Source organism: Bacillus sp. BS98 (assembly GCF_008432245.1).
Taxonomy (GTDB): domain Bacteria; phylum Bacillota; class Bacilli; order Bacillales; family Bacillaceae_G; genus Bacillus_A; species Bacillus_A toyonensis.
Window position 1 is genome coordinate 916,414 of sequence record NZ_CP043830.1, and the last position, 20,409, is coordinate 936,822.

Sequence of the window (20,409 nt, forward strand, 5' to 3'; positions counted from 1 at the left end):
ACGTAAAGTAATTCTAAAATATACAATATTTCACTTTCGGCGATGTAATCTCTAATAAAAGATTCAATAAATTTCATAATATAAATATTTAATTCTAATCATTAAAAATCCTACTTTTTCTTACTTTAATTGTTTCTAAAATATAAAGAAGAATACCTAAACCAAATATCTTTTCAGCATTAGAAATATTATTACCTAATTTAATAATAGGTACATTTAATCCGAATCTTTCACTCCATTCTAAAGGCATATATCCCCTCTTGCAGTTTATTAATATACGATCATCCATTGTATGAAAAGACGTTTCGAAAAAATCAAATTCCACTTCTATCTCAGAAATTTTTATCGCTTTTTCATTCATCAAAGAACCACGTACCATTCCAAATCCTTGTATCATATTTTCTTTAAACATACCTATACAATTATAATTGGAATCATAAATAGCCCAATCATAATTTTCAACTTCACTTTGAAAATATGCAAGAATTTCTCCATCACTTGCTTCCAATCCAAAAACTTCTTTATTTTTTAAAATAGGTAATGTTGAAGAAATCATCTTTGTTCCTGCTACATATCTTCCATCAGGAGTATATAAACCTAAATGTTTATTATTGCCGGGTAATTCTAACAAAACATAAGTATCAATATCCCAAAATGTTAAATCATTTTTAACTATATTTTTTTCTAGTAAATTTCCTTTTCTTAATTGCCAAAATCCAATACTAAAAAATACAAGAAAAGCTATAATAATTAAGATTACTGGTCCCCAATTAATATTACCCCAAGTATTATACATACCAATTAATCCATAAAGAAAAAGCCCAGTTCCAATTAAACACTTAAACTTCCCTTTTTTTTTATAATACTCAAATAATTCCACGCAAACACCTCTATCAGTTGGTCTTAATATTTCAATTATCCTTCAAATAGGGGGCACATTACCGAAAGTTAAAAATTGTACACTAAGGGTGTAAAAACCTATTATAGCAGGTTTTATAGAGCATATAAGTCTATGTTGATGCTACCCCAATATAGACTTATATTTACCTTTATAATAAAAGAGGACGTGGAGTAACTTGATTATTCTTAATCATTCGACAAGATGCAACAATTTAAGGTGGTATTTTTTGCTATGATAAGTAAGGAATTTACATATCGTGTTATTGGGGGATAAAAAAAGATGTTGAAAAAATTTACTACATGTATTTTAGGTGGCGCTTTAGTATTCAATTTATCTGGTTGTGGCAATACATCCGACAAAACTTCTTCAGAATCTAAAGAAACTAATTCTAAACAAGAGGAAAAGAAAGTGCAAACAACTGATGAGGCGAAAACGAAAGAGAATACAAAGCAGAAAAATACAGAACAAACAAAAGAGAAATCAAAAATAAAAGAAAAAGAGTATGCTGTAAACAAGAATTTTCATACACCTAAATTTGATGTAACTGTAAAAAGAGTTGTAGAAAGAGATAAGGTTGGTAAAGAGAGTATAGGATTCCAAAAACCTGAAGATGGACATGCCTTTATTGTTGTAGAAGCAGAAGGGAAAAATATCACAAACGAATCGATGAAATTAGCCGTTTTACCATCAGTGGATTTAGTGGATGAAAATGATAATGCTTACCAAAGTGATGTGTGGGCAGCTAGTAGTTATGGGGTTGAAAAAGGCGAGACCTCTACTATTACTAAGGAATTAAAACCAGGGGAGGTAAGGAGAGAAAGTAAAGTTTACGTGATTAATAAAGAAAAATTTGATACAGGAAAGTGGTATGTAGTTGTTAACCATGAGTATAAGGAGCAAATTAAATAGTGTTTATTTATGAAGAGGAGATGGCTCCTCTTTTTTTGTTACAAGTTAACACAGAATTTCGTTATGAGGGACTGCCTTTTGTTGGCCTTGTTTGCATAAAATATTGTAAAGCAAGAAAAAGTAGAATATTAATATTCTAATATTCAATAGAAAGATAAAATATTTAAAAGTTCAAAATAATACATTATAATATGTTTAGTAAAATTAACCAATATATATTTTGCTTATTATCTATTAAAGGGGAAATAAAAATGGCTGGACAAATTCGTATGTCACCAGAGGAGCTTAAATCGAAAGCGGCTCGATATGGACAAGGTGCAAATCAAATTGAGGACATTTTAAGTCAACTACAAAACTTACAAAATGAATTAAGAGGAGAATGGGAAGGACGTGCTTTTGAAGGTTTTGACCAACAGTTCAATCAATTAAAGCCAAAGGTACAAAACTTCGCACAGCTATTACAAGAAATTAATACGCAGCTTAATAAAACTGCAGAGGCTGTTGCTTCTCATGATGAAGAATTATCACGTAATTTCGGTTTGAAATAAAAATTGTCATACTCTATATAACAAGTATTTCAAATGAGCCATACAGCTTATATTGTATGGCTCATTTGATTTCATGCCTAGCGAGTGATATTGATAGGGATATATATTTAATGAGATTTCTTTGATGCGTTTGGAAAACTTATAGAAAGGGTTTGAAAGAATGGGACAATTTCAAAGTAATTTACAAACAGCAACGCAAATTGCTACGAAAATGGGATCAGCCTCTGATAGGATTCAAAGTGCAACCAGTCGTTCCATAACAAAGGCGACGCGTACAACATTATCTGTTAACTTCAAAGCACAAGAAGCGAATCAGCAAGTTTTAGACTTGACGAAACAATTTTCCGCTGCCTTTCAACAAGCGGTTGATAATATTCATTCAGTATCTAATGAATTTGAGAGAATGGATAACGAACTTCACAACACTTTTCGCTAATGTGACAACCTACGTAAAGTAAAATAGTAGGAGGAAAAAGATGGATCGGGATATTGAAAATCAAATTAAAGAGTTAAATCTAAAGTTACGAAGTGTATTTGAAGAACAGGACCGAAATCAATCTGCGATTCAAGCTCAAGAACAAGCGGAAGCAGATTTTTATGAATGTAGAAGTCGAAATCGTCGTTTGTTTGATCGAATTTTAGGAACTTGGCATGGTGATAGAGAAATGTCTCAGTTTTTTATGAATACGTATCAAGATGCACAACATATTGAACGAAAAGTCACATTTGAATTGGAAAACAAAAAAGAAACGTTGCTTAAAGAAAGACGAGACCTTAATGATTTAGAAAACGCCCTTTCCTATCAACAACAAAAATTAGCAAGGGAGGTCAATGCATGAGTTTAAATATGTATTTGGGAGAAGTACGAAGCCAAACTCAAAGCATGAATGCTGTATGTACTGCTACCATTCAAGGTATGGAACAAGCCATTCAGTCGATTGACGCTTTTGCAGTTGATACTGTTTTACAAGGGCAAACATATAGTAGTGCAAAAGCATTTTTTGTACAAACCTTTCGTCCTTTAGCACAAGGAATTATTTACTTATGTGAAGAACTAATCCGTCAGAATAATGCCTTTCCAAGTCAATTTCAATCACAAGTAGCTCAGGCAGATGTTATTGAACAAGAAGTGTTAGAACAAATTCGAGAAATTGACCGAATGAAAACAAGTATGGAAGCTGTCAATCAAGCTATGCCAATGCCGGGTATGGATGCCATGGTAAATCTTTTTATTGTTATGAGGCAAAAACTACAAGAAAAGCTGGATCATTTGTATCAATTCAATCAGACCTCTAGTAATAATTATAGTACAGCACTTCAATTAGCAGCTAGTATTGCTGCAGGTCTTGCGGAAGTTCAAAGTGGGAAAGGGTTTAGTCCCGTAAGTGGTACGTTTAGTACACAAGGTTTGAATATGGAATGGACAACTTCAATTCAAACAATTACAGAAGATAGAAATCGTCAGACTGATAACCTTCTAAATAGTGGTACAATTGAAGAAGGAGCAATTGATGGTAGATTTTCATCGGAATCAGAAGAAAAAGGTTTTGATGGTAAAAAACTAGCAAGGGATATAGCTGGTGAAATAAGTGGTGAATATGATATTCGTCGGGCTTGGGATGGTGTTGATCCATCATCTGGAGAAAAACTGTCTACTTTGGACCGATTTTTAGCTGGTGGGATGGTAGTAGCTGGTCTTACCCCAATTGGAAAAATTTCGAAAGTTGGTAAGGGTGTAAAGATGACTGCTGACGCTACTAAGGTTGTAAATAAAACTAAAAAAGTACCTGTTGAGAAAGTAAATGAAGCTAAAGGTACAAGTGAAGTTAATAAGAAAGTCAGCGGAACTAGTGTAGGAGAAGAAAACGTTACTTATCGTAGGGTTCAAGGTGGTGATAGTAAAGAGTTAATTTTAGTTAATGATGATGGTACACTCTCTTTAAATAGTAAATGGAGGGCAGATCATAATTTAAATGTATCTACTGGAAAAGATCACTCTACATATTTCAAAAATAAACGAGCAGACTCATATATTGTGGAATTTGATGTACCACAGTATTTAGATGATTTAATTAGAGAAAATGCGATTTCTCAGAAGGGTTATAAAACTAATCCACTTAACCAAGGTAGAACAGCTCCTAAGATTGTTGACAAGGGTATTTTTGATAAATATGGATTTGAAGGTGTTGCATACGAATTACCTGACCCCATTAGTCGGTGGTTGGTAGAATACGGACGGAATGCTAAACTTATTAAGTAAGAGAGGAGAGCGTGTTAAATGATTAAGCCTTTATACGCCGAAAATATTATAGTAGGTGTAAAATATAAAAATAAGCTCAATTGGTATATAACTGAATCGGATTTATGGTATTTAGATTATAATCAAGCTGGATATTCTCCTAGTGAATATCCAGAGGAAAGAAAAGGCATTAGTATTTTAAATGAGACTACAATAGCTAACTTTTTAGAAAGAATAGAAAAATATAAAAGATTTACAGAAGATATTAGGTTAGAATTTTTAAGGGAACTAAGAACTAATAGAGAAGAAGCCTATTATGATTATAATCCATGTTTCCTAATAGACTTTGAGCGTTTAATTTTTTATTCTAATTATCCGGAATCAATATCTTTTGAAGAATATATTCCGAATAACTGGAGAGGTTATTTACAGCGATTTGATGAACAAGTACCCTATGAATATAGATATTGGGAAGATGAGAATAAAAACTATTTAGTTAGAGAGGATTAGGTCATGGAAGAAAATAAAGTAGTTATGATAAAAGAAACATTTAAAAATGAAGAAACTGGTGAACTAACGCCAGGAGTTACTATAATATTTGATGGGAATTTAAGGGAAGTGTTGGAGATAATTATGGAAAAAGAAGGCTATTCGGATTATCCAGAAGCTTTAAAAGAAGTAATCTTTGAAGGGATTCATCATTTTGTGAAAAGAAATAAATAATAAGCTGACATATACTTTTAAGGTAAAGGGCAATTCTGAAAGGGATATGCCCTTTTTATTTTTTAAATTTGAAATGTAACTCAGATATTATCTTTTTCTTCCTTATTGATACCAATATATGTTAAGTGTAATTTATGAGGTGCTATGATTGAGTATTTCTTACAACATAGCGAAATCTTTTGTTTGTTTATAGAACCAATAGCCGAAGGTTTTGCGCATGGTGTGAGTCCCAATAGATTCGATACCAGCAAAATCTCCGGCTTTTTGAAATTTTTGATAAGCCTAGATCTTATTAATGGGTTGATCTTCTTTTCGAGAAGGGAATAATATTTCACAGAAGGTGTAAAATGGGATGTTGATTTAGATGGTGATGGTGAAGATGATAGTATTAAGGATATGGTGAAAACGGGTGCGAAAAAAACTTGGTCAACAGTAACGGGGTGGTTTAATTAACATGAAAAAAAATACAGATTTTAATAAAAAAGTTTTTGAATATTATATGGCTCTTTATGCTGTAAATGATATAAGATCAACTATAATTACTCTTGTCATTGGGATAGCAGATATATTTGTGCTTTTACCTGCTTTTGCGAATCCTGTTCAACCGATATATATGTACATAATAGTTCCACCAATTGCTTTTTTAAATGTATGGGCAATATGGATTGTTATAAATCCTAGGAAGCGGCAATTACAATACACTCTATTTCGTGGGGTATTTGGCATCGTATGTTCAGTAGGATTATTAGTTATAACCCAAAAGTTTGCATATGGAATGTTAGGATTACAAACTCCCATCTATTTTATTTTTTCGGTTGGTTTGTATATTTTTGCTTTGAATTATTATTATAAAAATCATATTAAAAAACTTCAGGAACCAATCAAAAAATCAAAATCATCGAAAAAAAACTCTGGTTTTGGAGTAGTGGCTTTTGTAGGATTGGGTCAACTCATTGCTAATATCAGTCTTGGTTTTGCAACACAAAAGATGGTAGCAATTGTATTAATGTGTGTATACTCCATGCTTTCGTTTATGTTGTTTCATTTCATTATGGAACTCCATAGGTATTATTATTTAAGGAAGCATATAGAAGGTGGAGGTAGAACACACGAAGCCTTTTAAAGAGGTTTATTGAATGTTAAGTATTGTGATTTATGGAAGGAAACAAAAACTTATGCTTAAAGAACCTGTGATGTATGACTATATTGGCTGTTTTTATCCAGAAGGAGGAAAGCTGATATGCAAGCATTTAAAGTTGGAAAACTAGTCACATTCGTTGCAATTATAATACTTCTTGTAGTTGCTATTTTATCTCCTTACAACTTATTTAAAAAGATTTATTTTATTATTGGTGTTCTTATTATTGGCGCAATTTCACTTGGTGCAAATAAATTCTTTGAACTGGTACACAGTAAATTTAATAAGAAATGATATTACTTATGTGATAGAGGAATTCAAAATATGAATAAATCATTAAGGATTTAGAGGGGAATTTCCACAATATGATTTTACCGGATTACGTGGAACTAAATTAGTCCATCACCATATTGGTGGTGGTCAAGCTGTTGGTGTTCCGCTGCCACTACATCCTGGTTTTGGAGGGATTCATAACGCAGAAAAAGCGATTGGAGCATGGGGGAAAAGATGCAGGGATTGAACCACTCCCATATTCTAATGCAGCACATCATCTAACACCTTGGAACGATAGTAGGGCAGAAAAGGCACAAAAATTATTAAAGGAATTTGGGATAGACCATGATTCGGCGGCTAATGGAGTATTTTTACCTTATAAAGTTAATGAATACGTGACTACTGAGGTCTTACACATAGGAAAGCATAGTTCAGAGTACATACTTAAAGTAGAGAGTATTAAGTCTTGTTAAGAAACGGGGCGGTACTCAAGAAGATGCTGTTGACGCCTTACATGATATAAGAGAGCGTTTATTGAATGGTGAATTAAAATTAAATAAACCGAAGAAAGAGTAATCTTATAATAGAAAAATAACAAAGGAGAGTAAAAATGAAAATTTGGGAATTAAAGAGTTCATTTGATGACTATGAATCCTTTCAACTGTTGAACTTAGAAGATTCTAAAAAGTATTTTGAAGGAAAAATTGACTCGGCAGTAAAAGCATCTGATTCATGGGGAGAAATACGTATTAAATGTGTAGAAGAAGGAAATCAAAGTAATTTGCCTCACTTTTGGGGAGAAGTTGGTACACCAATGGTTAGTGGGAAAGCTAAAAAATTCTTAGAGTCTATACTTGGTGATAATGTAGAATTTCTTCCCCTAATTCATGATGTGACGGGAGAAGTGTATTATATAATTAACGTTTTAAATGCACTAGATGCTATTGACTATGAGAAAGCTATACTAAAGAAACTACGTTCTGGTTTAGTAATAGATTTCAAAAAATACGCATTCTTACCTAATATGGTTAAGAACCAAACAATATTCAAAGTTTACTTAAATGAAATATTACATATTCCTTCCGTTTTTGTATCAGATGAATTTAGAAATACAGTGTTAGAAAGTGATTTAAAAGGTTTTGAATTTATAGAGGTATGGGATTTAGAAGCCAACATATAAAAGAAAGGCCTAAAATAATTGATAGGAGTTAGTGACATGGATGTAAAGGATTTAAAAATTCTAAGAATGTTAAACAATTATGAGGGAAATGAAAAAGAAATTTTTGAACTGATTCAAGCTGAAGCAATGGTGAATTTTATATGTGGAAAAATCTGATTTTGGAAATTGGAGATATATTGAAAAGTGTTAATTATAAGCTGAATACACCTGCAACGGATACTGAAGTTCAAAGATTAAGAGAACATGTAAAAGAGAAATTTAATGTTGATTTACCGAGGGAATACGAAGAGTTTCTTAAAACTGTAAATGGTTTAGACTTTGATGGACTGGTACTTTACGGAGTTGATTCTTCTTTACTAGAAACAAAAAAAGATGAACATATTTGCGGCTTTATAGACACGAATGAGATTTGGTATGAAAATGAATTTCAAAAAGAGTATCTTTTCTTTGGCGATTCAAATATTGCGTGGTTTTGTAAGAGCTTATCAGACGGTACTTATTTAGAACTTGATAAACCATCAAGTACGGTAATGAACACATATAATGATTTTAATACAATGCTTGAGGAAGCGTTAAAAATAACTCTTCTTTAATAGGGGGGTATTAAAAATTATGTTTAATTTTTTAAAAGAATATGTTGTAGCAGACAGAAGTGTCCGTTCTAAACAAAAACCTATTTTCTATCCTATATATCAAGATGAGATAGATGAGGCAGAAAGCTTATTACAAATGGAACTTCCAAAAGAACTGAAACGCTTTTATCAAGAAATAGGTTGTGGTTTTTTAAAGTCTGATACAAGAACGTTTTTCAACAGATTTATGGACCCGATTTCAGTTGCAGATTTCCGTTTAAGGCAAGATATTTATGAATATAATCCAAACCTAGATGATGTAGATGATGATGATTCATTAGTGTTTTTTGAAGTAACAGAACTTAACTTTTTAACAATTAAATTTAAAGAGTGATTGGGTATTAAGATTAATTAATGGAATGAAAGATTTGGATTAAATGCACCTATTATTAAATTTGGGAATAATATCTCTAACGCTGAAAAATATTTGATTTAGGGGTTATTTTCAGTATTTTAGAAATAATCAAAGCAAAAAAAGTAGAATGTTTCATGATTAGAATTGATTATATGCTAATATTCAATAGAAAGATTTGATGTTTGAAAATTCGCAACAAAATCTCATAATATTTTTAGTAAAATTAACCGATTCAAATTTTACTCATTATGTATTAAAGGGAAAATGAAAAAAACTTGGTCAACAGTAGCAGGGTGGTTTAATTAACATGAAAAAAAGTATAGATTTTAATAAGAAAGCTTTTGCACATTATATGGCTCTTTATCCTGTAAATGAAATAAGAGTCCACGTAATTGTTCTTGTCCTTTTGGGGGCAGACGTGTTTGTTCTTTTGCCTGCGTTCGCAAATCCTTTTCAATTACTCTATGTATATATAGTAACTCCTCCAGTTATTTTTTTAAATTTGTGGGCGATATGGATTGCTATCAATCCTCGGAAACGACAATTACAATACACCCTATTTCGAGGAGTATATGGCGCCATATGTTCAGTCGGATTATTGGTTATAACTCAAAAATATGCTTATGAAGTGTTACAATTACAAACTCCCATCTATTTTATTCTTTCATTTGGTTTGTATGGTTTTGCTTTGTATTATTTTTATAAAAATCATATTGAAAAACTTCAGGAACCAAGAAAAAAATCAAAATCAGCGAAAGGAACTGGTGGTGTAAAAGTAGCAACTATTGCAGCGGGATCGGGGCAGTTAATTGCTAATATAATTCTTAGCATTGCAACACAACAGATGGGGGCCATTGTATTTATGTCTGCATGCACAGTGATTTCGTTTGTTTTGTTTTATATGATTATAGAACTCCATAAGTATTATTATTTACGGAAGCATATAGAAGATGGAGGGAAAATACGTATAGGCTTTTAAAGAGAATTTGTTGCATTTCAAGTATATAATCGCATTCTTCTTATGGAAGCCATTCACGAGGCTTATAGCGATAAAAGATGTATAGGTGGAAGGTTATATTCTGGTAAAACATCTCAAGGAATGGAAATTAGGTTTGTTCTTATTAATGGTAAGATTATAACTGTTTATCCAATGTATTAAAGAATGTGGGGTACTCAAAAATGAAAGTAACTACTCAGTCCATAGTTAAAAATGCAAGAAAATATAGAGGTAATTGCTAAGAAGAACTCCCCCTAAGTTTCAGATGAAATTAAATGATTGAATATTTACATTTAAATAATCGACTATTTATGCTTTAATATTTATATGTACATAATTGGGATAATTAGGGATTTATATTTAATGTGTTTTAAGAAAGGGGAATGTTTTTTATATGGAAACTCCAGAAAATCAATTTAAACGTGCGCTTAATCCTTGGTTCTCCATTTGGACAAAACCACGTGATACAATGAAAGAAATTTTTATATCCAAACCTAAGAATGTGTTTTTACTCATTTTACTAGGCTCATTCGTACAGACTTTAGATCGAGCATCTTCTAAAAATATGGCGGATTCAATAAGTAGTCCAGTTTCAATAATCTCAATGGTTATATTCGGTACCTTCGTTGCTTTCTTAATTTATTATTTTTTGCTACCAGCGTTATTTAATTGGGTGGCAAAAAAACTTGGTGGACAAGGTACATTTGAAAAAACACGTTACTCAGTTGCCTATTCTTATATCCCTTACGTTTATTCTCTTATATTAGTTTGGGTGCCTTCATTTTTCTTGTTTGGGATAGAAAACTTTACGAGTGAGACACCGAAAATGGAGAGTAGCATAACTTTAACGATTTTGTTTCTTATTTTTGCCATAATCGATATAGTTATTGGAATTTGGACAATCATTATTTCCTTAAAATGTTTAGGAGAAGCACACCAATTTTCAGCATGGAAAGCATTATTAACAATAATAGTGTCCTTTATGATTATCATTCTTCCTTTAGTAATAATAGTATTTCTTATAGTAGGGGTTACAATCTTTTAATAATTTATTTGCTTTTTATTTATCCAAACGTTTTCTACTTGCTGGTAGTAATTGTTACAGGGTGAACAACCACATGATTCGGATGTTCCACTTGGCGAAGCGTATGACCTTTATGATCAAATTGATCGCCCGTTACGGCCTGTTTTTCTTATTATCAGTGTTAACAGGAATTTGTGAAGGCAAACTTGAAAATCAAAATATTAAACCATTAAAATCTTAGGGTAGCTGAGTAGATTGTCCTTGTTTGTCCCTTATTTTCCAATTGGAGGCTAATTATTACCAATTGGTTCTGTAGCTCTTATAGAAGAAATTAATCAACCTCTTATGATTTATGGAAGAAAGCAACAACAAGCTGATAATAAATTATGCGATTATGTTTCTTGTCCATATCCTCATGGTAATTTATCAAAAGAATATAATGTGTTTTTTAATCATAATCAAATAATTCATTTATTATTTAAGGGTTTCGAAACAGAGGATGAATTAGAATTAAGAAGTAAATTATCTGAGTTTTAGTGGAAATGGAGAAAATATAATATGGTTTTAGGAATTTCATATTCTGATATTTTTCGCATCATAATTATTGTTTTGGTTTTTTTCATTTTTTGGAGATTGAATACTTGGTATAATAAAAAATATAATGTTCCTAAGGTTTTTCAATGGTTTCCTAGAAGATGGGGAAAAAGAAAAGTTTCAGAGCATTTGTCTCAACTAGATAAAAAGTTAGAAGCTGAAGGTAAAGGTATCTGGGTTACAATCTATGCTATAGATTTGTACATTGTAACTATTCCTTGTACAGTAAAAAAATATAAATCTTAATACATATATGTTTATAAAAAAAGACCTTTTATTTTAAAATAAAAGGTCTTTTTTATGATGATTGAAATAGTAATTTTAAGTGAATTAAATTTGAAATGTATCAAGAATATTATCTTTTTCTTCTTTATTAATTCCAATATATTTCAGGGGGATGTGTGGTGTGCTATGGTTAAGAATTTCTTGTAACATAGCAACATCTTTTGTTTGTTTATAGAACCAATAGCCGAAGGTTTTTCGCATGGTGTGAGTACCAATGGATTCTACATTGGCAAAATCTCCGGCTTTTTGCAATTGTCGATAAGCCTGAATCTTACTAATGGGTTGGACATCAATAATATGTGGTTTTTATTCATAGATTTTCGACCTCTTTGTTTATAGGATTTTGAATGTATACTTTTGTTATATGAATTGAGGATATTAAGGGAATTGTTGAGAAGGCAATGTTTCAGGAATAACAAAAAAAGAGTCCTATATTAAGAGGACTTTTTTCTATTTCCCTTATTTTTTTCCGCAACTGTTTGCTAAGTGAACATGCTCATTAAAAATGTTGTTGTTAATTTGTTTTTCATATTTTTTTAATGTTTCATTTATTTTACTACCAGTTTTACTTTCGAAACTTTTCTCTAGTTCTGCTGCTATATCTCTTAGACTTGTTTGTAATTCATGAAATACCCCTATGTTTTTTTGAAGAGCATATGTATCTTCTTTTATAATGTCTATTGATTTAAACCCTACTTCTGTTTTTAACATCATACGCTGCATTTCTCTTTCAATCTGTTTTTTAGCAGCTTGTAACTCCTCAACAACCTGATCCGCTAAATCTCCTGTAACACTTTCGATTTGCTTTTCTATCTTTTTAATTTCCCCCATAAAATCCATCATATAATTATCTCCTTATCTAAACTGAAAATTCCCTGCTAATTGATTGTCTTTATCTCTTAGTGAATTTGCTGCATCACTAATTTCGTCCCCAAATCTACTTAAACTTTTTTGTTCTTTTCTTAAAAGATGAATTAATTCTTCTGCTATGTGTACATCGTGAAAATAGTCATTTCCACCTTCTTTCGTTCTGGCAATTCGTGAGATGGCTTCATCTATTTCGTATGCTTCTAATAGATGATATTTCCCACCTGGCCCTGTTTCATATTTTAATTGACTTTTCAACTTTTGAACCGCTTCAGCTTCTCTTCTTTGAAACTCTTCTATATTTTTTGCGATATCTGATAATCGATTACTGAGCAATTGGATTTTTTGTGCTTGTCTTATAATATCTTCAGGCTCTAATTTTAATAGGGGACTTCCATTTGAATGAAATGTTCCTCTAAATGTATCTCTGCCGTGTCCGTCCATAGTTAAACGTGTAAAAAGTCCTTGTTTTGTATCGTTCTGTCTCACTGTGTATTGCTTACCAATTAGAGGTGCACCGAATTGAGTGTGGTTACCAATTGGGTCATTCTCATGTGTATAATCCGTAGCCTTATTTTCCATCTCCCCTTTATCTACTCGTTTTTTTGCTTCAGGACTTAGTATACGATAAGGATTTGGTGCAGCCCATGTAGTTGCATAACAATCTAATTCTGCAGCGATAAGGTCTGCTTCTGCACCACCTTTACTATGTCCAGTGGTATGAAGAGAAGAAGGGTTATATTTTGCTACGATGTCATTTTTTGCCCATTTTAATCCAGTATCAAATGATGTTTCAGAATCAGGTTTTATAGTTTGACTGTTACTTGGAGTAATTACTTTAGAATGTGTTTTAATTCCAAACGTAATCTGATCGATATCTGTTTCGAAATCTGCTAATTGGTTAGGCTCTGTCCCACGAAATGCTAGGATTATATAATCATAATGTGTTGCATTTTCTTTGTAATCTTTTTTCGGTACTACTGCAATAGCTTCTAATCCATTTTTTACTTTTTGACAATCTGCATTAATTGATTCTATAACTACCCATTTCTTACCATCTACCCCTTTTATTTCCGCTCCTTTGTGTAAAGAATCATCGTCATAAACGTTACTTGATAACTCGAAATAATCTTCATCTGTCGCAATTGGATTTTTTTTGAATTCACTCATATGTTTCAACTCGTTTCATGGTATATTTTAACTATATTCAAATACAAGGGGATTTTAAATGAAAAAGAAATTGGTAATTATTTTATCCATTATTTGTATTATAGCAGGAGGATATTTTACTATGGAATACTTAAAACAAAAAGAAGAAGAGGAAAAGTTTTGGAAAGTACAAGAAGTACGAGTAGAAAAGTATATTCGTTATAATATTCAGGATGTAAAATCTATCACATTTACAGAACATAAAGTAAATCCAATGGGTATTCCTTATATAAAAGGATATATAAATGATGATAAGGAATTGTGGTTTAATGCTAGTATAAGTACTACAGAAAACTTTGAAGATAAATTCTCGCGTTCTGGAGAACTTGGAAAACTAATAAAAGACCCTGAAAAATCAGTATCTGAAATTGAAAAAGAAGAGAAGGAAAAAAAACAAGAGTAGTCTTTGCACTACTCTTTTCTTCTCTTCTCTATCCCATTTTAAGAAGAATGCAATGGTAATTTTTTTATAAGGGGAATTTCTAATGAAGAAAGTAATGATTTTGGTTGTATCTGTTGTGGTGCTCATAGCAGGAGGGTATTTTACAATGGAATACTTAAAACAAAAAGAAAAAGAAGAAAAGTTTTGGAAAACACAAGAAACAAGAGTAGAAAAATATATTCATTACAATATTCAAGATGTAAAATCTATTACGTTTACAAAACATGATATAAGTCCGATGGGTGTTCCTTCTGTAGAAGGATATATAAATGATGATAAAGAATTATGGTTTGATGCTAGTATAAGTACTACAGATAATTTTGAGGATAAGTTTGGGTGTTCAGGGGAATTATATGATAAGTATGTAAAAAAACCTGAAAAATCAGTATCCGAAATTGAAAAAGAAGAGAAAGCAAAAAACCAAGAGTAGTTCTTGAAACTACTCTTGGTTTCTGTACCCTATTTTAGAAAGAGCATATGTTAACTAGCTTTGAATATAAGGGGATTTCTAATGAAGAAAGTAATGATTTTGGTTGTATCTGCTGTGATACTCATAGCAGGAGGGTATTTTACAATGGAATACTTAAAACAAAAAGAAAAAGAAAAAGAAGAACAATTTTGGAAAGTACAGGAAGCACGAGTAGAAAAGTATATTCGTTATAATATTGAAGATGTAAAATCTATTACGTTTACAAAAAAAGATGTAAGTCCAATGGGAGTTCCTTATTTAGAAGGCCATATAAATCATAATGAAGAATTAGATTTTATAGCTAGTATAAGTACTACAGAAAATTTCGAAGATGATTTCACACGTTCTGGAGAACTTGGAAAACTAATAAAAAAACCAGCAAATTCTGTATCCAAAATTGAAAAAGAAGAGAAAGAAAAAAGACAAGAGTAGTCTTTGAACTACTCTTTTTTTGTATCCCATTCTAAGAAAAATGCATTGGTAAGTGTTTTTTATAAGGAGAATTTCCAATGAAGAAAGTAATGATTTTAGTTGTATCTGCTGTGATGCTCATAGCAGGAGGGTATTTTACTATTGAATACTTAAAACAAAAAGAAAAAGAAGAAAAATTTTGGAATGAACAAAAAGACCGAGTAGAAAAGTATATTCACTATAATATTAAAGATGTAAAATCTATTACATTTACAGAAAATAAGATAAGTCCAATGGGAGTTCCTCATATAAAAGGCTATATAAATCATAATAAAGAATTAGATTTTATAGCTAGTATAAGTACAACTGAAAACTTTGAAGACAAATTTACGCGTTCTGGGAAATTAGGAAAACTTATAAAAAATCCTGAAAAATCAGTATCTGAAATTGAGAAAGAAGAGAAGGAAAATAAAAGAGTTGAAAATATGAAAGTAAACTAATAATAAAAAGTTTGCTTTCAAATTAGAAAAGGTTAGTCCCTCACTTCACTCCAGCTAAAAACCTCACACCCAAAAACAAAGGGGAACTCAATTGTTCAAACTCATATAAAGTTTCAATTTTGTCTAAGCATCCATTAGGATATACAATTGATCCTCTATTTTTCTTTACATAATCTCCAGATACAGTCCATATCAACTATAGATTCTTGTCTTATGCTAAATGTAATCAAAAAGCAAGTAGATAAAGATAATGACTAAAACATTAACTCTAGATACTTTCTTGATGAATATTAAAAATAAACAGGAGGTAATGAAAAATGATTAAAACGTTATTAGCAGGGACACTTTTAAGTACAGGATTGGTAGCGGGAGGTGCAGTAGGTGCAGATGATGCGAAAATGGACAATTTAAAGTCAAATGAAAATAGTTCAAATCAAGTAATTACACAGAGTGCAGATGGAACAACGTCTTTCTCACAAAACTTTGATTTACCTAAAGATGCAGTGCCAGCAACTCCTAAAGGAGACGCAAAAACTGTTGAAAGAACAGAAGGTACAGGTTCTCAAGAAGGAAAAATGGTACCAACAAAAGAAGGTACAGATTCTCAACCTGGATTTGAAATGGGAGCCGCTGAAAAACTAGAACATGCAAAAACTGTTGAAAGAACAGAGGGTACAGACTCTCAAGAAGGAAAAATGGTACCAGCAAAAGAAGGAAATTAAATAATATATAGTTATAACGAAGAGCATCCAAAAAGTGATGCTCTTTTTATATTATAGGGATCAACTGGTTTTACTTAATATAGAACTGTAGAGGGAATTCAAGCTAGAATATGGGTTACTGTCTCTTCAAATCATGGTGTTGGAAGCGCTAGTTTTGTTGGTAACGTTACAACATAAACATTTTATTAGAAATTTTTTAAATTTACATACACTCTAGGTAAACTACATATCAACTTCAGATACTTGTTTTATGATACAAGTAATCAAACAAAAGGAGGGCAATACAAAATGATTACAACAGTATTAACAGGGCACTCTTTTAAGTACAGGAGATTATTAACAGGTGGAGAAAATGTTGAAGATGTACAGACAGATCAACATATTCCATATGAACAAAATGAATTGCAGCGAACTCTAGAAAAGTACGATTCGAAGAAGTTTGAGTTATAAAAAGAAAATAGATAAATATAGTGAAAATAGATAAATTAACAAGAGAAAAGTATTTTGTGTATATAACAGGTGATTTTCATTTGGATATAGGACTTGAATCAAACTTTTATACTAAAATATATACGGTAAAAAGGAGGGAGTACATTGCACAAAATTATTTATGGAATATTAATTTTAATTTATACTTTGTATTCATTTTTTGTAAGTGATGGAAGTGAAGTAAGATTTATTATGGTGTTAACTATAGTACTTATCTTTTCTGTGGTTTTAGAAAAAGGAAATGCAAACAAAACGACTGATTAAAGGTCTTTTTGTTTGCATTTTTTAGTTGGCTATTAAAATCCAGATGTTTTAGAGATAGCACCAAATCGCCATCAAGCTTAAAGAACGATTTATCTCCAAACAATAAAAATGAGCCTTTTATTACAAGTTAGCACCAAATTTCGTTTTTGGGACACTATTAAATTTTTAGTTGATGAAAACACCCGCCTAAAATAGAAAACTTTTAATCTATTATCATTTATTCCGTAGCTTTTAAGGTATTTAACACGACTTTGGTTGCGTCTGCAATAAGTTTATCATCGTATTTAGCATCCTCTTTATCATGATTAGAAAGTATAGCAAGAACAATTGGTTTTTTATTTGGTGGCCAAATAATTGCGATATCATTTCTTGTTCCGTAAGATCCCGCGCCTGTTTTATCAGCTACTTCCCATCCTTTTGGTACGCCCGCACGAATCAATTTATCTCCAGTTGTATTTCTCTTCATCCAATCTACTAATAGTTCACGTTTTTCTATTGGAAGTGCAGTTCCTAATGTAAATGATTGAAGTGTCTTAGCTATCGCTTCTGGTGTACTGGTATCATGTGTTTCTCCTGGATGCACTTCATTTAATTCAGGTTCAAATCGTTCTGAAGTAGTAACAGTATCTCCCATTTCTCTCAAGATTTTTTCAAATTCAGAGGGCCCTCCTAACTGTTTAAGAATCAAATTATGTGCTGTGCTGTCACTATATCGAACTGAAGCATCTGCAAGTTCTTTTAATGTCATTCCTGTATCAACATGCTTTTCAGTAATTGGATTATAATTAGAAAGATCTTCATGAGTATACCTAATCTTTTGATCAAGAGCTTCTAATGAGTTCTTGATCAAAAGAGCGCCCACAGCTAATGATTTAGATGTAGATGCAAATGCAAAACGATCATCTGAATGATAAGTAACAGTTTGATTCGTACCTGTGTCCAGTGCATAAATACCAAGCTTAGCATCATATTCTTTTTCAAGTTTAGCAAAAGATTGATTACCTGTATTTTCTTGTTTAATTTGATTAGCTTGATTCGTTTGTTTAGGTGATTCAGATTGAGCATTACTATTGGAACAGCCTATAAGTGATACACATGAAAGTAATACTACAGGCACAATCTTTTTGTAATGTAAAATGTTAAAGAACTTGTTTAAAACGAACATAAATTTTCAACCTCTTTCAAGAATATATGGATTTTGTCTAGGTATTCTAAATACCAATGCAATTAAAGATGGCATAGGGGAACAATACTACTGCAGCTAAAATCTCACAGGTTAAATAACATCCAAAACGTTTATCCCGCATTAACGGGCAGCCCGATTGGTGAGGGCTGATTAAAGTTTCACTTTATATGATTGATAATTCACGGTTTGGGTTGTTTCTTTTTTGTTTTCACTTGTAATGGTTCACCTGTGAAAGTATTAAACTTGTAATACTTAACAGTAGTATTACGATGTATATTTTTCACTTTTTGGGATAATAAGTCCTTTCATTTTTTTGTAATACATAAAAATAGATGTCAAACGGGATATGTTGTCTCCAATTTGGACAACTCATATTAGAAATACACTTATTAGACACTCTAAGTGATAAATTTGTTCCACTTTAAGATGAGGAAGAATTTGGGGTTTGTAAAATAACAATGGAACTACGTGTTTTTTCGTCATACAAAAACCTCTACATATAAGTAGAGGTTTTTAAATTGTATATTAATGAATTATGCTTTTTTAGATAAACGAAGATAATAGAATACATAATTTTAACTAGATTTATTGTTAACTAATTTATCCCCACCACCAAGCTCCGCCTCAATCTGCGAAGTCTTTGATGACTCATCCATACGCCAATACGTAATAAAGCTGATCGCGATACATCCAGCTACGTAGAAGTAGAAGAGTGATTCCATTCCGATACTCTTTAGCCATAATGCGATGAACTCAGCTGTTCCGCCGAATATCGCAACGGTTAGTGCATATGGTAAACCTACGCCGAGTGCGCGAATTTCAGTTGGGAAGAGTTCTGCTTTTACAATTGCGTTAATCGATGTGTAACCAGTAACGATAATGAGACCGACCATCATGAGTAAAAATGCTACGATTGGTTCTGTCGTTTTTTCCATGAAGAAGAAGATCGGTGCTGTTAGTAATGTTCCAAGAATACCGAAAGCCATTAATAGTGGGCGGCGTCCAATTTTATCCGATAGTAGTCCTGCAATTGGTTGAAGTACGACGAAAATAAGTAGTGCGACAAAGTTAATCCAGCTTACAACTTCTTTCGGAAGGCCGACTGTGTTTACCATGAACTTTTGTAAATATGTTGTGTACGTATAAAATGCAACAGTGCCGCCTAGTGTTAGACCGACTACTGTTAATACTGCTTTCGGATGTTTCATAAGAGCGCTAATGGTTCCTGCGCTTTCGCGTTTTTGCGATTTTATGTTTGAGAACTGCTCCGACTCATCCATCGTGCGGCGAAGCCATAATACAGCTACTGCACCCATCGCTCCAATAATGAACGGAATGCGCCATCCCCAAGCTTTCATGTCTGGTTCGCTTAGTAATTGTTGAAGAACAATTTGAACGCCTAACGCAACCATTTGTCCAGCAACGAGCGTTACATATTGAAAACTTGAATAAAAACCACGGCGGCCACTACTAGCCATTTCAGATAAATACGTTGCGGAAGTCCCATACTCTCCGCCGAGTGATAATCCTTGCAGTAAACGAGCAAGAACTAAAATAATTGGCGCCATAATACCGATGCTTTCGTAACTCGGTGTACAGGCGATAATTAAAGAACCACCGGCCATAACCGTAATGGAAAGAGTTAATGCTGCCCGGCGTCCGTGCCGATCTGCATATCGTCCCATTAGCAAACTGCCGATAGGGCGCATTAAAAATCCAACTGCGAAAATAGCTGCTGTGTTCAATAATTGACTCGTTGGATCTCCTTTAGGAAAGAACTCTGCTGAAAAATAAACGGCGAAAGCAGAGTAAACGTACCAGTCGTACCATTCAATTAAATTGCCAACAGAACCTTTGAAGATATTGCCGGCGACTCGGTTAGATTTTGCTTGAGCCATACTAATTCCTCCTCTTGCTTAGTAATAAAAGGTATATATGAAAGCGCGTTCATTGTATTTGAATTGTACTGTTCTTTATTTGAAATCTCAATATTATGACAATTTTATTCTTTTTGTACTTTATGTACATGGATTTTTTAATAGTTGCTTCATT

Annotated in this window: 28 protein-coding genes and 6 pseudogenes; 27 read left to right on the plus strand and 7 right to left on the minus strand. The window is 32.2% G+C overall.

The features are described 5' to 3' along the window. Positions 1-94: 94 nt before the first annotated feature. Positions 95-880: a hypothetical protein gene (locus tag F0362_RS04710; RefSeq protein WP_000418480.1), complete on the minus strand. Its 786-nt coding sequence runs from the start codon at positions 878-880 to the stop codon at positions 95-97. Between the two features lie 300 nt (positions 881-1,180). Here F0362_RS04710 and F0362_RS04715 point away from each other — a divergent pair, with 300 nt between their 5' ends. From F0362_RS04715 to F0362_RS04750, 7 genes are all read left to right on the plus strand, one after another. Further along, positions 1,181-1,810 carry a hypothetical protein gene (locus tag F0362_RS04715; protein WP_000913408.1) on the plus strand — a complete coding sequence of 210 codons (630 nt, stop codon included), beginning with the start codon at positions 1,181-1,183 and terminating at the stop codon, positions 1,808-1,810. A gap of 251 nt (positions 1,811-2,061) precedes the next feature. Continuing rightward, positions 2,062-2,358 carry a WXG100 family type VII secretion target gene (locus F0362_RS04725; protein WP_000918593.1) on the plus strand — a complete coding sequence of 99 codons (297 nt, stop codon included), beginning with the start codon at positions 2,062-2,064 and terminating at the stop codon, positions 2,356-2,358. Positions 2,359-2,518: 160 nt separating this feature from the next. After that, positions 2,519-2,794 (plus strand): TIGR04197 family type VII secretion effector, encoded by a 276-nt coding sequence (locus F0362_RS04730; RefSeq protein ID WP_000529667.1) that lies wholly within the window; start codon positions 2,519-2,521, stop codon positions 2,792-2,794. 40 nt (positions 2,795-2,834) lie between these two features. Further along, positions 2,835-3,197, plus strand: coding sequence for a DUF3958 family protein (locus F0362_RS04735; RefSeq protein WP_000373346.1), 363 nt, complete (start codon positions 2,835-2,837; stop codon positions 3,195-3,197). Continuing rightward, positions 3,194-4,618 carry a pre-toxin TG domain-containing protein gene (locus F0362_RS04740; RefSeq protein WP_000056150.1) on the plus strand — a complete coding sequence of 475 codons (1,425 nt, stop codon included), beginning with the start codon at positions 3,194-3,196 and terminating at the stop codon, positions 4,616-4,618. The genes F0362_RS04735 and F0362_RS04740 overlap by 4 nt, the downstream gene beginning before the upstream one ends. Positions 4,619-4,636: 18 nt before the next feature. Beyond that, positions 4,637-5,107 (plus strand): hypothetical protein, encoded by a 471-nt coding sequence (locus F0362_RS04745; RefSeq protein ID WP_000595046.1) that lies wholly within the window; start codon positions 4,637-4,639, stop codon positions 5,105-5,107. Between the two features lie 3 nt (positions 5,108-5,110). Further along, positions 5,111-5,320, plus strand: a complete 210-nt coding sequence (locus F0362_RS04750) for a hypothetical protein (RefSeq protein WP_149889679.1) — start codon at positions 5,111-5,113, stop codon at positions 5,318-5,320. A gap of 80 nt (positions 5,321-5,400) precedes the next feature. Here the strand turns inward: F0362_RS04750 and F0362_RS30790 are convergent. Further along, positions 5,401-5,734: pseudogene (locus F0362_RS30790) on the minus strand (tyrosine-type recombinase/integrase); the annotation flags it as partial. 40 nt (positions 5,735-5,774) lie between these two features. Between F0362_RS30790 and F0362_RS04760 the strand changes: the two are divergent. The 13 genes and pseudogenes from F0362_RS04760 to F0362_RS04815 all read left to right on the plus strand — a co-directional run bounded on the left by F0362_RS04760 (position 5,775) and on the right by F0362_RS04815 (position 11,759). Further along, a complete protein-coding gene (locus tag F0362_RS04760; protein WP_016513836.1) occupies positions 5,775-6,443 on the plus strand; it encodes a hypothetical protein in 669 nt (222 codons plus the stop codon). A gap of 22 nt (positions 6,444-6,465) precedes the next feature. Continuing rightward, positions 6,466-6,549, plus strand: a pseudogene (locus tag F0362_RS04765) (DUF4176 domain-containing protein); the annotation flags it as partial. Positions 6,550-6,560: 11 nt separating this feature from the next. Then, positions 6,561-6,752 (plus strand): hypothetical protein, encoded by a 192-nt coding sequence (locus tag F0362_RS04770; protein WP_001147553.1) that lies wholly within the window; start codon positions 6,561-6,563, stop codon positions 6,750-6,752. A 109-nt stretch (positions 6,753-6,861) separates the two neighbouring features. After that, positions 6,862-6,978: pseudogene (locus tag F0362_RS30795) on the plus strand (hypothetical protein); the annotation flags it as partial. Further along, positions 6,947-7,307: pseudogene (locus tag F0362_RS04775) on the plus strand (AHH domain-containing protein). The pseudogenes F0362_RS30795 and F0362_RS04775, both read left to right, overlap by 32 nt. A 34-nt stretch (positions 7,308-7,341) precedes the next feature. Beyond that, positions 7,342-7,911, plus strand: coding sequence for an imm11 family protein (locus F0362_RS04780; protein WP_000707075.1), 570 nt, complete (start codon positions 7,342-7,344; stop codon positions 7,909-7,911). A 140-nt stretch (positions 7,912-8,051) separates the two neighbouring features. Then, a complete protein-coding gene (locus F0362_RS04785; protein ID WP_061529545.1) occupies positions 8,052-8,504 on the plus strand; it encodes a YrhA family protein in 453 nt (150 codons plus the stop codon). Positions 8,505-8,523: 19 nt separating this feature from the next. Next, positions 8,524-8,874: pseudogene (locus F0362_RS04790) on the plus strand (SMI1/KNR4 family protein); the annotation flags it as partial. A 331-nt stretch (positions 8,875-9,205) separates the two neighbouring features. Further along, positions 9,206-9,877 carry a hypothetical protein gene (locus tag F0362_RS04795; protein WP_000748161.1) on the plus strand — a complete coding sequence of 224 codons (672 nt, stop codon included), beginning with the start codon at positions 9,206-9,208 and terminating at the stop codon, positions 9,875-9,877. A gap of 42 nt (positions 9,878-9,919) precedes the next feature. Continuing rightward, complete coding sequence (locus F0362_RS31340; RefSeq protein WP_073990573.1) at positions 9,920-10,057, plus strand: EndoU domain-containing protein; 138 nt, start codon at positions 9,920-9,922, stop codon at positions 10,055-10,057. 232 nt (positions 10,058-10,289) lie between these two features. Further along, complete coding sequence (locus F0362_RS04805; RefSeq protein WP_000449717.1) at positions 10,290-10,940, plus strand: Yip1 family protein; 651 nt, start codon at positions 10,290-10,292, stop codon at positions 10,938-10,940. 282 nt (positions 10,941-11,222) lie between these two features. Beyond that, complete coding sequence (locus tag F0362_RS04810; protein ID WP_073990571.1) at positions 11,223-11,456, plus strand: DUF4176 domain-containing protein; 234 nt, start codon at positions 11,223-11,225, stop codon at positions 11,454-11,456. Between the two features lie 21 nt (positions 11,457-11,477). Continuing rightward, on the plus strand, positions 11,478-11,759 hold the full coding sequence (locus tag F0362_RS04815; RefSeq protein ID WP_000242739.1) for a hypothetical protein: 282 nt from the start codon (positions 11,478-11,480) through the stop codon (positions 11,757-11,759). An 84-nt stretch (positions 11,760-11,843) separates the two neighbouring features. Here the strand turns inward: F0362_RS04815 and F0362_RS04820 are convergent. From F0362_RS04820 to F0362_RS04830, 3 genes and pseudogenes are all read right to left on the minus strand, one after another. Beyond that, positions 11,844-12,083 (minus strand): annotated as a pseudogene (locus F0362_RS04820) (tyrosine-type recombinase/integrase); the annotation flags it as partial. 174 nt (positions 12,084-12,257) lie between these two features. Further along, the gene (locus tag F0362_RS04825; protein ID WP_000968640.1) at positions 12,258-12,641 is read right to left on the minus strand and encodes a hypothetical protein; all 384 of its coding nucleotides are present in this window, start codon (positions 12,639-12,641) and stop codon (positions 12,258-12,260) included. A gap of 12 nt (positions 12,642-12,653) precedes the next feature. Next, the gene (locus F0362_RS04830) at positions 12,654-13,835 is read right to left on the minus strand and encodes an alpha/beta hydrolase family protein (protein ID WP_149889680.1); all 1,182 of its coding nucleotides are present in this window, start codon (positions 13,833-13,835) and stop codon (positions 12,654-12,656) included. A gap of 58 nt (positions 13,836-13,893) precedes the next feature. On the opposite strand from F0362_RS04830, the gene F0362_RS04835 reads away from it, so the two are divergent. The 7 genes from F0362_RS04835 to F0362_RS30440 all read left to right on the plus strand — a co-directional run bounded on the left by F0362_RS04835 (position 13,894) and on the right by F0362_RS30440 (position 17,171). Further along, positions 13,894-14,277: a DUF1433 domain-containing protein gene (locus F0362_RS04835; protein ID WP_000728331.1), complete on the plus strand. Its 384-nt coding sequence runs from the start codon at positions 13,894-13,896 to the stop codon at positions 14,275-14,277. Positions 14,278-14,359: 82 nt separating this feature from the next. Then, on the plus strand, positions 14,360-14,746 hold the full coding sequence (locus F0362_RS04840) for a DUF1433 domain-containing protein (RefSeq protein ID WP_000757438.1): 387 nt from the start codon (positions 14,360-14,362) through the stop codon (positions 14,744-14,746). Between the two features lie 81 nt (positions 14,747-14,827). Beyond that, entirely contained in the window at positions 14,828-15,217 is a 390-nt protein-coding gene (locus F0362_RS04845) for a DUF1433 domain-containing protein (RefSeq protein ID WP_000757423.1), read from the plus strand. A 77-nt stretch (positions 15,218-15,294) separates the two neighbouring features. Next, positions 15,295-15,696, plus strand: coding sequence for a DUF1433 domain-containing protein (locus tag F0362_RS04850; RefSeq protein ID WP_000757424.1), 402 nt, complete (start codon positions 15,295-15,297; stop codon positions 15,694-15,696). Between the two features lie 317 nt (positions 15,697-16,013). Then, complete coding sequence (locus F0362_RS04855) at positions 16,014-16,418, plus strand: hypothetical protein (protein WP_000598101.1); 405 nt, start codon at positions 16,014-16,016, stop codon at positions 16,416-16,418. Between the two features lie 288 nt (positions 16,419-16,706). Continuing rightward, positions 16,707-16,868 (plus strand): hypothetical protein, encoded by a 162-nt coding sequence (locus F0362_RS30435; protein WP_000633634.1) that lies wholly within the window; start codon positions 16,707-16,709, stop codon positions 16,866-16,868. Between the two features lie 144 nt (positions 16,869-17,012). Then, positions 17,013-17,171: a hypothetical protein gene (locus F0362_RS30440; RefSeq protein ID WP_002105584.1), complete on the plus strand. Its 159-nt coding sequence runs from the start codon at positions 17,013-17,015 to the stop codon at positions 17,169-17,171. A 217-nt stretch (positions 17,172-17,388) separates the two neighbouring features. Here F0362_RS30440 and blaIII read toward each other — a convergent pair whose 3' ends face one another. Both blaIII and F0362_RS04870 read right to left on the minus strand, forming a co-directional pair. Then, complete coding sequence (gene blaIII / locus F0362_RS04860) at positions 17,389-18,336, minus strand: class A beta-lactamase BlaIII (RefSeq protein WP_000497833.1); 948 nt, start codon at positions 18,334-18,336, stop codon at positions 17,389-17,391. 596 nt (positions 18,337-18,932) lie between these two features. Continuing rightward, positions 18,933-20,255, minus strand: a complete 1,323-nt coding sequence (locus F0362_RS04870; RefSeq protein WP_000035833.1) for an MFS transporter — start codon at positions 20,253-20,255, stop codon at positions 18,933-18,935. Positions 20,256-20,409: the final 154 nt, after the last annotated feature.

Bases quoted from the DNA above. Each gene is read 5' to 3' on its own strand.
- F0362_RS04715 (WP_000913408.1), top strand. From the start codon at position 1,181: ATGTTGAAAAAATTTACTACATGTATTTTAGGTGGCGCTTTAGTATTC.
- F0362_RS04725 (WP_000918593.1), top strand. From the start codon at position 2,062: ATGGCTGGACAAATTCGTATGTCACCAGAGGAGCTTAAATCGAAAGCG.
- F0362_RS04730 (WP_000529667.1), top strand. From the start codon at position 2,519: ATGGGACAATTTCAAAGTAATTTACAAACAGCAACGCAAATTGCTACG.
- F0362_RS04735 (WP_000373346.1), top strand. From the start codon at position 2,835: ATGGATCGGGATATTGAAAATCAAATTAAAGAGTTAAATCTAAAGTTA.
- F0362_RS04740 (WP_000056150.1), top strand. From the start codon at position 3,194: ATGAGTTTAAATATGTATTTGGGAGAAGTACGAAGCCAAACTCAAAGC.
- F0362_RS04745 (WP_000595046.1), top strand. From the start codon at position 4,637: ATGATTAAGCCTTTATACGCCGAAAATATTATAGTAGGTGTAAAATAT.
- F0362_RS04750 (WP_149889679.1), top strand. From the start codon at position 5,111: ATGGAAGAAAATAAAGTAGTTATGATAAAAGAAACATTTAAAAATGAA.
- F0362_RS04760 (WP_016513836.1), top strand. From the start codon at position 5,775: ATGAAAAAAAATACAGATTTTAATAAAAAAGTTTTTGAATATTATATG.
- F0362_RS04770 (WP_001147553.1), top strand. From the start codon at position 6,561: ATGCAAGCATTTAAAGTTGGAAAACTAGTCACATTCGTTGCAATTATA.
- F0362_RS04780 (WP_000707075.1), top strand. From the start codon at position 7,342: ATGAAAATTTGGGAATTAAAGAGTTCATTTGATGACTATGAATCCTTT.
- F0362_RS04785 (WP_061529545.1), top strand. From the start codon at position 8,052: ATGTGGAAAAATCTGATTTTGGAAATTGGAGATATATTGAAAAGTGTT.
- F0362_RS04795 (WP_000748161.1), top strand. From the start codon at position 9,206: ATGAAAAAAAGTATAGATTTTAATAAGAAAGCTTTTGCACATTATATG.
- F0362_RS31340 (WP_073990573.1), top strand. From the start codon at position 9,920: ATGGAAGCCATTCACGAGGCTTATAGCGATAAAAGATGTATAGGTGGA.
- F0362_RS04805 (WP_000449717.1), top strand. From the start codon at position 10,290: ATGGAAACTCCAGAAAATCAATTTAAACGTGCGCTTAATCCTTGGTTC.
- F0362_RS04815 (WP_000242739.1), top strand. From the start codon at position 11,478: ATGGTTTTAGGAATTTCATATTCTGATATTTTTCGCATCATAATTATT.
- F0362_RS04825 (WP_000968640.1), bottom strand. From the start codon at position 12,641: ATGATGGATTTTATGGGGGAAATTAAAAAGATAGAAAAGCAAATCGAA.
- F0362_RS04830 (WP_149889680.1), bottom strand. From the start codon at position 13,835: ATGAGTGAATTCAAAAAAAATCCAATTGCGACAGATGAAGATTATTTC.
- F0362_RS04835 (WP_000728331.1), top strand. From the start codon at position 13,894: ATGAAAAAGAAATTGGTAATTATTTTATCCATTATTTGTATTATAGCA.
- F0362_RS04840 (WP_000757438.1), top strand. From the start codon at position 14,360: ATGAAGAAAGTAATGATTTTGGTTGTATCTGTTGTGGTGCTCATAGCA.
- F0362_RS04845 (WP_000757423.1), top strand. From the start codon at position 14,828: ATGAAGAAAGTAATGATTTTGGTTGTATCTGCTGTGATACTCATAGCA.
- F0362_RS04850 (WP_000757424.1), top strand. From the start codon at position 15,295: ATGAAGAAAGTAATGATTTTAGTTGTATCTGCTGTGATGCTCATAGCA.
- F0362_RS04855 (WP_000598101.1), top strand. From the start codon at position 16,014: ATGATTAAAACGTTATTAGCAGGGACACTTTTAAGTACAGGATTGGTA.
- F0362_RS30435 (WP_000633634.1), top strand. From the start codon at position 16,707: ATGATTACAACAGTATTAACAGGGCACTCTTTTAAGTACAGGAGATTA.
- blaIII (WP_000497833.1), bottom strand. From the start codon at position 18,336: ATGTTCGTTTTAAACAAGTTCTTTAACATTTTACATTACAAAAAGATT.
- F0362_RS04870 (WP_000035833.1), bottom strand. From the start codon at position 20,255: ATGGCTCAAGCAAAATCTAACCGAGTCGCCGGCAATATCTTCAAAGGT.